Annotated in this window: 13 protein-coding genes, 1 other RNA gene and 1 riboswitch; of the genes, 9 read left to right on the top strand and 5 right to left on the bottom strand. The window is 38.9% G+C overall.

All coding sequences use genetic code 11. From position 1 onward, the window contains the following. Positions 1–17 precede the first annotated feature (17 nt). The 4 genes from AC3WJG_RS18400 to thiE all read left to right on the top strand — a co-directional run bounded on the left by AC3WJG_RS18400 (position 18) and on the right by thiE (position 3,769). The gene (locus AC3WJG_RS18400; protein WP_028408685.1) at positions 18–617 is read left to right on the top strand and encodes a TetR/AcrR family transcriptional regulator; all 600 of its coding nucleotides are present in this window, start codon (positions 18–20) and stop codon (positions 615–617) included. Positions 618–713: 96 nt separating this feature from the next. Continuing rightward, positions 714–1,931, top strand: a complete 1,218-nt coding sequence (locus AC3WJG_RS18405) for an MFS transporter (RefSeq protein ID WP_337134031.1) — start codon at positions 714–716, stop codon at positions 1,929–1,931. A gap of 191 nt (positions 1,932–2,122) precedes the next feature. Further along, positions 2,123–2,231: riboswitch (TPP riboswitch) on the top strand. A 73-nt stretch (positions 2,232–2,304) separates the two neighbouring features. Next, the gene (gene thiM / locus AC3WJG_RS18410; protein ID WP_337134030.1) at positions 2,305–3,111 is read left to right on the top strand and encodes a hydroxyethylthiazole kinase; all 807 of its coding nucleotides are present in this window, start codon (positions 2,305–2,307) and stop codon (positions 3,109–3,111) included. 13 nt (positions 3,112–3,124) lie between these two features. Then, entirely contained in the window at positions 3,125–3,769 is a 645-nt protein-coding gene (thiE, locus tag AC3WJG_RS18415; protein ID WP_098333261.1) for a thiamine phosphate synthase, read from the top strand. 28 nt (positions 3,770–3,797) lie between these two features. On the opposite strand, the gene AC3WJG_RS18420 is transcribed toward thiE, so the two are convergent. The 3 genes from AC3WJG_RS18420 to AC3WJG_RS18430 form a co-directional block, all read right to left on the bottom strand. Further along, positions 3,798–4,226 carry a pyridoxamine 5'-phosphate oxidase family protein gene (locus AC3WJG_RS18420; RefSeq protein ID WP_013082985.1) on the bottom strand — a complete coding sequence of 143 codons (429 nt, stop codon included), beginning with the start codon at positions 4,224–4,226 and terminating at the stop codon, positions 3,798–3,800. A 145-nt stretch (positions 4,227–4,371) separates the two neighbouring features. Further along, a non-coding RNA gene (gene ssrS / locus AC3WJG_RS18425) (6S RNA) lies at positions 4,372–4,549 on the bottom strand. 109 nt (positions 4,550–4,658) lie between these two features. Then, a complete protein-coding gene (locus AC3WJG_RS18430) occupies positions 4,659–5,279 on the bottom strand; it encodes a hypothetical protein (RefSeq protein WP_098333260.1) in 621 nt (206 codons plus the stop codon). Between the two features lie 153 nt (positions 5,280–5,432). On the opposite strand from AC3WJG_RS18430, the gene AC3WJG_RS18435 reads away from it, so the two are divergent. After that, a complete protein-coding gene (locus AC3WJG_RS18435) occupies positions 5,433–5,885 on the top strand; it encodes a helix-turn-helix transcriptional regulator (protein WP_176524092.1) in 453 nt (150 codons plus the stop codon). Positions 5,886–6,034: 149 nt separating this feature from the next. Here the strand turns inward: AC3WJG_RS18435 and AC3WJG_RS18440 are convergent, their stop codons facing one another. After that, complete coding sequence (locus AC3WJG_RS18440; protein WP_337134029.1) at positions 6,035–7,225, bottom strand: anti-sigma factor; 1,191 nt, start codon at positions 7,223–7,225, stop codon at positions 6,035–6,037. Next, positions 7,222–7,716, bottom strand: a complete 495-nt coding sequence (locus AC3WJG_RS18445) for an RNA polymerase sigma factor (RefSeq protein ID WP_016763958.1) — start codon at positions 7,714–7,716, stop codon at positions 7,222–7,224. Before AC3WJG_RS18445 ends, AC3WJG_RS18440 begins: the two co-directional genes overlap by 4 nt. Before the next feature lie 422 nt (positions 7,717–8,138). On the opposite strand from AC3WJG_RS18445, the gene AC3WJG_RS18450 reads away from it, so the two are divergent. The 4 genes from AC3WJG_RS18450 to AC3WJG_RS18465 all read left to right on the top strand — a co-directional run bounded on the left by AC3WJG_RS18450 (position 8,139) and on the right by AC3WJG_RS18465 (position 12,353). Continuing rightward, the gene (locus AC3WJG_RS18450) at positions 8,139–8,369 is read left to right on the top strand and encodes a YkvS family protein (protein ID WP_013056869.1); all 231 of its coding nucleotides are present in this window, start codon (positions 8,139–8,141) and stop codon (positions 8,367–8,369) included. Between the two features lie 131 nt (positions 8,370–8,500). Continuing rightward, on the top strand, positions 8,501–9,415 hold the full coding sequence (locus tag AC3WJG_RS18455) for an AAA family ATPase (protein WP_492588462.1): 915 nt from the start codon (positions 8,501–8,503) through the stop codon (positions 9,413–9,415). Positions 9,416–9,426: 11 nt separating this feature from the next. Next, the gene (locus tag AC3WJG_RS18460) at positions 9,427–11,343 is read left to right on the top strand and encodes a vWA domain-containing protein (RefSeq protein WP_098333258.1); all 1,917 of its coding nucleotides are present in this window, start codon (positions 9,427–9,429) and stop codon (positions 11,341–11,343) included. Between the two features lie 98 nt (positions 11,344–11,441). Next, entirely contained in the window at positions 11,442–12,353 is a 912-nt protein-coding gene (locus AC3WJG_RS18465; protein WP_337134028.1) for an EamA family transporter, read from the top strand. The last annotated feature ends 1 nt before the right edge of the window (position 12,354 follow it).

The raw sequence follows: 12,354 nt of genomic DNA on the forward strand, positions 1-12,354 counted from the left end.
CGGGCGGTGGAAATAGCTTGAATAAAAAAAAGCTTCAAAGTGAACAAACCAAAAGAAAAGTGGCAGATGCCGCTAAAGCATTGTTTTCTCAAAAAGGCTATAAAGCTACATCTATTGAGGAAATTGTAGAAGCTACGGGAAGCAGTAAAGGGAATATTTATTATCACTTTAAAAGTAAAGAAGGGCTTTTTCTCTATTTAATAGACGAATGGGATCTCGAGTGGGAACGCAACTGGAAAGAAAGAGAGTCTCTTTACAAAACAACAAGAGATAAGCTTTTTGGAATTGCGGAGCAAATCATTTTAGATGATTTAAATCATCCTCTTACGAAAGCCGCCGATGAGTTTTTTAACAACGAGGAAAAGGGCAGCGACATCGAAGAGCGAATTGATGAGATGGTGAAACGACACGTGGAGTTTAACCGGGAGCTTTTGCAAAAAGGCATTGATGAAGGAGAGTTTTCTCCTAAAAATGCAGAACAGCTTGCAGTGATTTTAGAAGGGCTGTTTGTTGGAATGAGCCGCATGTCTCGAAAAACGAACACGGAAAATGCCCTGAAGCTTTACCATTCAGCAATCGATGTATTTTTAAACGGAATCATAGCAAGGTCTTCTTAAATAATCGGGGATGCTTATTGCGGTAATGAGTAATCCCTCATTATTTTGTATTTTTATAGACCGAACGTTCAGTATTTTTGTAATCAGGAGGTTTATATGTCATTATTGTTAAGAAATCGAGCGGCGATTTTGCTGCTCATGCTAAATATTTTTATTGTTTTTACAGGAATCGGTCTCGTTATTCCAATTATGCCAACATATATGACGGAGCTTCATATCAACGGCAGCGTGATGGGGCTTTTAGTAGCGGTGTTTTCACTGACTCAATTTTTGTTTTCACCTTTAGCGGGTCGGTTATCAGATTCGTTAGGGAGAAAGAAAATTATTGTAGCGGGAATGATTGTTTTTGCCTTGTCTGAATGGTTCTTTGGTTCAGTGAGTACACCTCTTTTATTATTTGTATCGAGAATGTTAGGCGGGGTTGGGGCCGCGCTCATTATGCCTGCTGTTATGGCCTATACAGCGGACGTGACGTCTGCTAAAGAACGCGCTAAAGGAATGGGCTATGTGACGGCGGCGATTACAACAGGATTTATTATTGGACCCGGTATCGGCGGCTTTTTAGCTGAATACGGCATGCGTGTACCATTTTATATGGCCGCAGTAGCAGGAGGCTTGGCTGCAGTGATTACGCTTCTTGTTTTGCCAGAGTCTCGTCCTGTACAAAATCATACTGTTTCAAACAATGAGAATCCAAAAGAAGAGCGGCTGCTACTGCAGCTTATGAATTCTTATAAAGAACCTTATTTTTTAAGTTTAATTATTGTTTTTGTGACATCGTTTGGATTATCCAATTATGAAACGATTTTTTCACTATTTGTTGATCATAAATTTAGCTTTACGCCAAAAGATATTGCGTTTGTTATTACGTTCGGCTCTATTGCGGGGGCTGTAGTGCAGGTTACGATTTTTGGATGGATTTTAAATAAGTTTGGTGAAAAAAGAGTGATTTCGTTTTGCTTGATGATGACGGGACTTTTTATTTTACTTACGCTATTTGTGCACACGTACTGGCTTATTATTGTTGTGACATTTATCGTTTTTTTAGCAACAGATATTTTACGTCCGGCAATCAGCACGCAAATGTCGATGATGGCACAAGACGACCAAGGATATGTAGCCGGACTAAATTCTGCTTATACAAGTCTTGGAAATATTATTGGCCCCGTTGTAGCAGGCTTTCTCTTTGATATAAACATTAATTATCCGTACGTATCAGCTGCACTTGTACTGCTTCTTTGTTTTCTTTTATCTTTAAGAGCAGGGAAGGACAGAAAAACAGTTGTGAGAAATCAAGCGGTTCAAGAGAAATAACCATAAGGAAAAATGATAGAATTCTTAGGGAATAGAAGACCTCCAGTAGCTTACTGGAGGTCTTTTGATTATTCTTTGAGGAATGGTGTAAGCTTTAAAGCGCCACTCAGCCTATAGAGAAGCTTTATTTTATCGGCAAAACAGTGAAATGGTTGCAAATAAAAAAGGTTAATAGTAAACTTTAAACGTAACAAGAATAGTATGGGAGCTTGCGCGGGGCAGGCTGAGAGTACAGGGACGCCTGTTGACCATTTGAACCTGTTGGATAATGCCAGCGCAGGGAATGTGAGTACATACCAAAGCACTTTGCGCATGCAAGGTGCTTTTTTGTCTTTTTTGCAGTGTTAAAACTAAATGAAAAGAGTGAAAAAACATGGATATTAGTAAAATTTCAGCTCAATTAGAGAAAGTAAGAGACATAAGTCCGCTTGTTCATAATATTACGAATGTTGTGGTAACCAACTTTACAGCAAATGGACTGCTTGCACTAGGAGCTTCACCTGTTATGGCTTATGCGAAAGAAGAAGTGGCTGACATGGCACGAATCGCCGGAGCGCTTGTCTTAAATATAGGTACACTGACGGCTCAAGAAGTAGAAGCGATGAGAATAGCAGGAAAATCAGCAAATGAAAATGGCGTGCCGGTTATTTTCGATCCTGTAGGAGCCGGAGCGACACCGTTTCGTACAGAAGTAGCACGTCAGCTTGTAGAAGAATTAAATGTGGCAGTTATTCGTGGTAACGCTGCTGAAGTTGCGAATGTAGTAGGCGAGTCATGGCTCATTAAAGGCGTTGATTCATTAGAAGGGCAAGGAGACGTCATTGAACTTGCTGAGAAAGCAGCGAACAAATTAGATACAGTGATTGTTATTACCGGTAAACAAGATGTAATCACAGATGGAAACAAAACGTATACAGTAGACAACGGTCACCCGTTATTTACGAAAGTGACGGGGACTGGATGTTTGCTGACATCAATTATAGGAGCTTTCGCTGCTGTAGAAAAAGAATATGTCGAGGCAAGCGTTGCTGCTTTAAGTTTTTACGGAGTGGCAGGTGAAATCGCCGCAGCGAAAAAAGGTGAAGAAGGGCCGGGAAGCTTTCAAATTGAGCTGTTAAACCAGCTTTATCTTTTATCTGGGCAGGATATTGAATCATATGCAAGAGTACATCAACGTTAAAAGGAGCCGGAAAATGACAAACAAAGAAATCAAAAAGCTGCTGCAAGTTTATTTTATAATGGGCAGCAATAACTGTACAAAAGATCCGAGAGCAGTGTTGAAAGAAGCAATTGAAGGCGGCGTTACTGTGTTTCAATTCCGTGAAAAAGGCGAGGGTGCCTTAACAGGAGAAGCGAAATATCAGCTGGCGAAGGAACTTCAGCAAATTTGTCAGCAGCACAGCGTTCCTTTTGTTGTGAATGATGATCTTGACTTAGCGATCCGCTTACAAGCAGATGGCGTTCATATTGGACAAGAAGATGAAAAAGCTCATATTGTTCGAGAGAAAATAGGAAAAGGAATTGTAGGCGTCTCTGTTCATAATGTACAAGAGCTGCAGCAAGCGATAAAAGACGGGGCGGATTATGTAGGAATGGGACCTGTTTTTCCTACGTCTACAAAAAAAGACGCAAAAGCAGTGCAAGGTACAAAGTTAATTGAAGAAGTGCGAAACCAGAATATTGACTTTCCAATTGTAGGAATCGGCGGGATCACGCCTGAAAATGCCAAACAAGTAGTAGAAGCAGGTGCAGATGGCGTTTCTATTATTACCGCGATTAGCTTAGCAGCGTCTCCAAAAGAAAAAGCAGCTCAATTGAAAGAAGCGGTAGGAAAATAAAAAAAGCGCACACTGTGCGCTTTTTTTATTATAGCTGAACAGTTTGAGGAGTTTCTTCGCCTTCATTCATAAAGCGAATTTCGTTCGGCGTAATTTCAAGAACAACATACTCAGGGTCATTTGGACCGTCAAACCATTCTTTCATGTGATCATTCCATATACGTCCTTTTAATTGATCACCAGTACGAAGAACAGCTGTACCAGATAATTCTAAGTATTGATCGCCATATCCTTCGCCGCTGTAGCCCAATAGTACGTGCACGTTCGGATTGGCTTCGATTTCTTCTGCCTTATGTGTATTGATATTTGTTGGTGTGTAAAGAGCGATACCATCTTCATCGCTAAAGAATGTCATATAGCGAGAGTGGGGTTTGTTGTTTACAACTGTAGCTAATGTTCCTACACGATTTCCTTCTAATACTTCGTTTACTTTTTTAGCAATTTTTTGTTCATTCATTTTATCCATCTCCTTTATTACTTTTTATGTTCCTCAATCGAAGATAAATAAAACATACATGTCTAAAAAAATATAAGTTAACAATAAAATAATTATGTAAACTAATAAAATAAAAAATAAAAAAGCTAGCTACAGCTAACTAAAAAATAAGCCCGCACTGCCGTAACCCTAAGTGTCTTAAATACCCAGATCTACTAGGTGGGTGCCCTCATAGCCGGGTTTAGCGTCCCAAGAAGGGCGTGCTATCTGCAGCTAAATTTTGAGCTCCCTTTTAACACTCAAAGGTTTAAGACAACATGAGTATACGCACAGCGCAGGTATGTATAACAAATGTAAATAAGATGCCGATATATAAATGTTTTCTAATTAATCAACTTTCATCGTACAAGAAATGATTATAACGGAATAATGAATGGAACGCAAGACTTTTATTTAAAGTTTTTCTTCTCTAACATCTTGGCGGGGAAGCAGTAACAAAATAAGAAAAGGGCCGGCAACTGGAATGAAACATAAAAGAAGGTAAGGCCGGGATGCTATCCTTTCTTTTGTCATAACGGAGTAAGAAAGCCACGTTAAAACAAAAAAATCAGCGGTCATCACGCTAACAAGCTGTGACTGCATAAAAGCTTCTCCATAAGCTTTTATTGAACCTACGGATAGTCCGTATACGTAACCTGCAATCGTGAGCGCTAAGCATAGTCCAATCCATAGACGAGAAGAAATGATAGCAATGAAACGTGAAGGAATACGCGAATGTTTTCGAACTTTTTGTCCTTTCCAATGATAATAGAACAAAAGAGAAAAAGCTCCAACCCCAAATGATAGAAGAGAAAATGGCCATCCAGGCAGTTTGTATGTATCTTTTTTACAGATCATTACCATAAACAATATTGGGAAAAGTCCCAAAAAAGAGAATACCATAACCACTAGCGGATCTACCTGTTGAAAATTTCCTGTGATAAGTTTTTTAAACAGTAAATCATCAGAGGCGCTTGCTCCCGGGGCTAGCAGAAAGGCGTATAGTACAAGCACAGCCCATACAATGATATACATATTCTCAACTCCTTTTAATTGTTTTAGTTTACAAAAACCATTTCAGTATATTTCCCCGTCTTGTGACGAAGGGAAACGCTTGAAACTCTTCTTTAATTAGGTGTAATATTACACTAAAGAAATGTACGTGTATAGAAAGAAAGGGCTGTGAAAATGAATAAACAAAAAGTAATTAAATCAGTATCGGATAAAATACGATTAATTCGTTTAGAAAGAAACTATTCACAAGACAGAATGGCTGAAGTCATTGGTATTTCCAAAAAAACATTGGTTCAAATTGAAAAAGGGCGCACGGAAGCAGGGTGGACGACCACTGTTGCAGTATGCGGTTTGTTTGGTGACAGTGAAATCCTTCAATCGGTTTTAGGAGACGTTCCTTTAGAAGTAGTAGAAATCATTGCTCATAACGGCGTATCTTCTCCAAAAGATAAAACGCTCGGAGGAAGAGTATGGTGGAAAGAAATTCAAAAAGAAGGCTCTTTTCGTCTGCAGCAAAATATGATTAGTCAGCACTATCGCATTTTAGATGACCAAGACTATCGATGGTTTAGTTCATTTGATAAAAGCGAAGCGGTAAAAAGGTTTGAACAATTAACGAATGAATAAAAAGAGGCCGGGACATAACAAAATCACTGCATATATGAAACCTACATTCACTCTACTCATAAAAAAATCCGAACGAATTTGATTCTCCATCAGGAGTCTTGATTCATCGTTCGGATTTTTCTTCCACTGCTATACTTTTGTCTCGGCCTCTACTGATTCATTAACGTACCTGACGAGGGACGACTGAACCAATTCCATAGCTCTACATCTCCAAGTGACGCATATGTGATCGACGGATCATTCTTTAATTTCAGAAGCTTTTTTGTAGGCCCGGTAATCACAACGCCGTACACATCGACGCCGTGTTTTTTTACATAAGAATATCGCTGCTTTAGCAACAGATCGGAATGGTCTAGCTGACGAACTTTTTGGACCGTTTCTTCATTATCGGCTAATAGTTTCATCATATTTAAAACGTTCGACTTGCTAGTAGAGTGGGTTTGATTTCCTTTGTGATCGTAAGGTAAGTCTAGAAACTCTGGAAAGCCAAATGTTGATGTTAAGTCAATTAATGGCTCGTCTTTTGTACTTGTTTTTTGTTCGTGCCCTGTATTAAGCGCGTACCAAGAGGTAGAAAAATCACGGCTGTCGATGGCGTTCATTTTTTGCTGAACTTCTTTTAGCGAATACGTATCATCAAAAGAAATAGCCACTTCGCTTACCGTTCCTTTTGGTAGATTTTCTAATGCTTTCCATGTTTCATTCGTCCATTCCTTATACTCTTTTGCATGTAGCTTTAATTTTTTTGGATCCGGATAGACAAAAGAAAGGTTAAGATCGTATTTGCCGCCGGAAAACTCTTTTTCTACACCGCTTGTTTTATCAAACAGCTGATGAAATGTAAACGTCCCAATGGCCTGCTCTTCACGTCCAATTTGCTTATAAGCTTCCATTTGCGACTGCATGCGGAAAAAGGACTGTGTATCAGAAGTGGTTTCACGTATATGAACGTTCGGAAAAGCAGATTCGATAGCTGCTTGATTCACGCTGTTTATGTATTCGGTTTTTGATTGATGATAATATACAATAGATAAAAAGCTGCCGATTATCCATAGCAGAACGACAGAGCCAATGACAGTTGTCACATTTGAAAGGCGCTGCTTCCATTTGGCGATATAAATGGACTTTTTAACTTTTTTATTATCCAACATCGTATCGTCACTTAGTGAAGTAGCTGGTGAAGTTGGCGGTAACGGTTCATCTTCGGTTAGCAAGTGCTCCAAATGAGCTGAGCATGCTTCACAATTTTCCGTATGTTCTTCAAGTGTTTCTGCTTCTTTGTCTGTCAAAGTGCCGTTTTTATATTTTTCCCATTGATGCTTCATATCTTGACAGCTCATCCGTCCTCTTCCTTTCTTTTTTTCAATTGTTGACGACCACGATACAAGTCCATTTTCACTTTTGACAGAGTATAGCCAGTCATTTCTGCAATCTCTTCATATGTGAAGCCGTGATAATCTCGTAACAGTACAATATTCTGCTTAGCCGGAGGCAAAGCAGATACATCAGAAAGCCAGCCGTCGATTTCACTTTGAATCATCACTTGTTCTTCAGCACTTGGCTGAGGAGTAAAGTGCCATTCTTCTATTTCGACAGTAGGGCGTTTTTTTTCTTTTCGATACCAGTCAATAAAGGCGTGATAAGCAATTTTGAACAGCCAAGGCTTCACTTCCTCGCCTTTATATGTTTCTAAGTGTAAAAGTGCCCGGTAAAAGGTCTCCTGCATTAAATCTTCCGCTGATTCTTTTCTGCGAGTAAGAGAGAGAAGATAGCGCAGCAAATCATGCATGTGCTGTTTATAAATGTGTTCAAAGTTATGCTGTTGTGCCATTTTCTCCCCCTTTCATTTAATCAACGCAATTTGTGGATAAAAGTTTCGGTTTTTTTATCAAAAATCGTATGTAATAGATAAAAGATGCTTAAAATACGATATATAGCTTATCATACTAAAAAGAAAATCATATGAAATTCGACATAATTCCGTGTAATTTGTCATTTTTTTTAAAAAACTAAAGGGTAATTGGTGTTCGAAGGAAACAGAAAATGTTATGATAGAACGAGGATGTGCTCTTACAAAAAACAGCTACATACATAATAAAAAATACAGCGTTTGTTTGCAAAGTAAAAATGGACAAACACATGGTGTTTAACCATAGATGTTTGTGGGAAAATAAACTAAGTATTTTCAACAAAAAGTAAATTAAATTGTGTTTTCACTTATAAAAAACACGGTAAATTGGAAAAGGTGGGGTCATGATGGACGTAGAAAATACACAAGGTACAGAGGAACAAGCACCTAAAGTCAAAGCAGCTAAAGTTGGCGATACGATTCAGCCAAAAAAAGGCGACTATAAAGGATTTAAAGGAATTGTTATGGTAGTGCGAGACAATTCGGTTATCGTAGATTTTGGGAAAGATGCTGAAACGGGCGAATCCATGAAAACAGTTGTTAATCATAAAAACTATAAAATCGTAAAAAAGTAGGTGAATAACCTACTTTTTTTTACTGAATATATGTTTGAAGACCGCGATTTTTCTATCGAAAACCTTAGAGAAAAGCGTAGGTAAAGCAATTCTTTGAGAAGAAGAATGTTTTTTAGTAAACTATAGAAAGTATGCAGAAAGAAAGGATTTTTGTTATGTCAATTCAACTATCACAATTATCATTACCACAAGAGGTTCTTTCGCTTTTAGCGAATCGTAAATATGAAAATTTGTCCGATGCTGATCAGCTATTAATTGGAAAAGGCGGCTATACAGCAGAAGAAGCAGATATTTTAGAAGATGCCATTATTGCTTTGTCACTAGGGAAAAACGTACTTTTAAAAGGGCCAACAGGTTCAGGTAAAACAAAGCTTGCTGAAACACTGTCGCATTTATTTTCTCAGCCGATGCATAGCGTTAACTGCTCGGTTGACTTAGATGCAGAAGCGCTGCTTGGTTTTAAAACAATTGCTGAACAAGAAGAGAAAACAGGTATTGAGTTTGTGGAAGGACCTGTTATTCAGGCAATGAAAAAAGGCCATTTACTATATATTGATGAAATTAACATGGCTAAACCTGAAACACTTCCTATTTTAAACGGGGTACTTGACTACCGGAAAATGATTACAAACCCATTCACTGGAGATGTAGTGCGCGGTCAGCAAACATTCGGCGTAGTAGCGGCTATTAACGAAGGGTATGTTGGGACTGTTCCATTAAACGAAGCGTTAAAAAATCGTTTTGTTGTTATTGAAGTGCCGTATATTCAAGGAGGCAGCTTAAAGCAAGTTCTGATGTCTCAGTCTCAGTTAAAAGACGAAAAATTAATTGATAAATTTGTCACGCTCTCTGCAGATTTAATTACTCAAGTTCAAAGCGGCCATGTATCAGAAGAAGCTGCGTCTATTCGTGCGCTTATTGATACGTGTGATTTAGCTCTTTATATGCCGCCTCTTCGCGCGATTAGACGCGGTATTATTGAAAAGCTAGAAGATGAAAGGGAAAAAGCCGCCATTCAAAATATTGCTGAAACATTATTTGAGTAAGGAGTGGCGCTATGCGATTTATTAAATTTAACGACAAAAATGTAGATTCCTTTCTCTATATGGAGCTGGCGGATTTAACGAAAACATTAACAAAAAATGATGAAATTGAAGTAGAGTATCGCGTTTCTTCTTATTATGATCCTGTACACGGCATTATTTATCTCAGTCACTTTTGGGATAACCGTCCAGAAGAAGACAAAGTGTACGGCTTAAAAAGTGATGTATTTTTAAGAAGTATTGGAAGCTATAAGCATTCAAACTTCAAAGAAATTAATGCATATTTAAAGAAAATAAATAAAACCTCGGTACCTAGCTTAGCTAAGCAGCTGTTTATGCTGTTTGAAGATATTCGTTTAGAAGAAGTATGCAAACGCGAACGCCCTGGAACGAAAAAAGCCTTCGCCGTCAGAAGACAGCTCTACAGAAAATATTTTGCTACACAAATGAGCGCAAATTTAACAAAAAGCGTGTATACGGATGCACTTTTTAACGGCATCTACTTGCTATTGACGGCCGAAAATCCCTTTGAAGAAATTCCTTCAATGAGTGAATCGATTAATTTAGCGATGCCTTTTATTCGCAGACAGCTAACAAACGTATATGAAGCTAAAACAACAAAAGATGTATCGCGCATCTGTCTTGAACTTGTAGATGTTTTTGATGATATTATTGAAAAAGATATGCTTAATACTTATTTCTTCTTGGCTGAACTTCAGTATGATCAGTTAGAAGAAGGGTTAACATTTGAAGATTTAAAGCGCAAAGATTCATTAGTGAACGATGATATTTTAGAGCATGAAAAAGACGGAGATGAAGACATTCACGAAGAGAAAATGGAAATGTGGCATCGAGAGACAAGCGAAGCGACGCAAAGTTTTCTACAGTTTGATATGGATCAAGGCTCAAAAACAGACATGCTAGGCGATGGTGTTCGTGAAGGCGACGATGGAGATCAAGCAATGGGCATGGTGCAAGGGTCTTCTCAAAAAACATCGCGCAACGATTATTCTCAAATCGAAGCCATGGAGCAAACGCACCCGGAAAAAGACGGGGAAGCGGATTATGAGTATGGGAAAGAAAATAAGCATGCCTATGCTGTTTTTGTAGATTCTAAACTTCCGAACGACGATCACGTTGTTCAGTATGATGAGAATAAAAAAATCATTGCATCGTATCAAAAGAAATTAAAGCAAATGATTGAAAAAACGCTTGAACATAAAAAAACGCTTCCTAGAAGCGAGCTGCACTTTGGCCGATTAAATAAAAAGCTTCTAAAACTATGGACAGATGACAATCCTCGTTTGTTTTATAAAAAAGATGAAGATTCTGCGCAAATTGATGCCGTCTTTTCTCTTTTAGTTGACTGTTCCGCATCAATGTACGACAAAATGGATGAAACGAAGCTTGGGATTACGCTATTTCATGAAGCGTTAAAATCCGTTATGGTGCCTCATCAAATTGTAGGGTTTTGGGAAGATACAAATGATGCCACCGAAACGAGCCAGCCTAACTACCTGCAGACAGTTATGGACTTTCAAGCATCGTTAAAGCGCAAAAGCGGTCCTGAAATTATGCAGCTTGAGCCTGAAGAAGACAACCGTGATGGATTTGCCATTCGCCATATGACACGCCGCTTGCTTCAGCGTTCTGAACAGCAGAAGTTTTTACTTGTGTTTTCAGACGGTGAACCAGCCGCTATGGGATATGAACAAAATGGTATTGTAGATACGCACGAAGCGGTATTAGAAGCACGCAAGCACGGAATTGAAGTCATCAACGTCTTTTTATCCAACGGGGAAATTGATGAAGGACAAAAGAAAACCATTCAAAATATGTACGGGAAATATAGTATTCTAGTACCAAACATCGAAGAACTTCCCGATGTGCTATTTCCTTTACTCAAGAAATTACTTCATAAAAGCATTTAAAAAAGTCGAAGCATATTGCTTCGACTTTTTTTGCTATTGACCGTTAAAGAGGAGCGAGGTAAGTTAAATATATATGAAAAAGAGAGAAGGAATGGCAAGTGGAAGGAGTTCAAACGTCATCTAGAAGAGCATGGGGGCTACTGCTTGTAATCATTGGTGCCACAATGTGGGGAGTATCTGGCACGGTGGCTCAATATTTATTTGAGCATAAAAGTTTTAACGCAGAGTGGCTGGTTGTCGTTCGTATGTTAGTATCCGGATTGCTGCTTTTGGCAATAGCCTCTAAGCAGCGCAATATTTTTGCAATTTGGAAAACAAAAGAAGAGAGGACTTCGCTGCTTTTGTTTGGTGTAATCGGTATGCTCGGCGTGCAGTATACATATTTTGCAGCTATTGAAGCAGGAAACGCTGCTACAGCTACAGTGCTTCAATATACGTCGCCAATATTTATTATTGGCTATTTAGCTGTGCAAGCAAGAAAGTGGCCGGTGAAAGTAGAAATGATTTCTGTTGCGCTCGTCATAACGGGGACCTTTTTTCTTGCAACAAGCGGGAATTTTAACGAGCTGTCTATTACAGGATGGGCGTTGTTTTGGGGAATTGGGGCAGCTGTGACGTCTGCTTTTTATACGCTTCAGCCTAAGCGTCTTCTTGCGAAATGGAGCTCAATTGAAGTAGTAGGCTGGGGAATGGTGATAGGTGGTGCAAGTTTTTCGTTTATTCACCCGCCGTGGCATATAGCAGGTGAGTGGTCGCTATTGTCGCTGTGTGCGGTGTTATTTGTAATCATCTTCGGAACGCTCATTGCATTTTATTGCTATTTGGAAAGTTTGAAGCATATTAGCGCTTCTGAAGCCATTGTTCTTGCTTCAGCAGAGCCTTTATCAGCAGCGGCGCTCTCTGTTCTATGGCTTCATGTGACGTTTGGATGGACGGAATGGTTAGGTACGATTCTTATTATCGCTACGGTATTTTTACTTTCTCAGCGAAAGCCAGAGGTGACATCATAAG

Source organism: Priestia sp. FW507-14D1A, assembly GCF_058781295.1.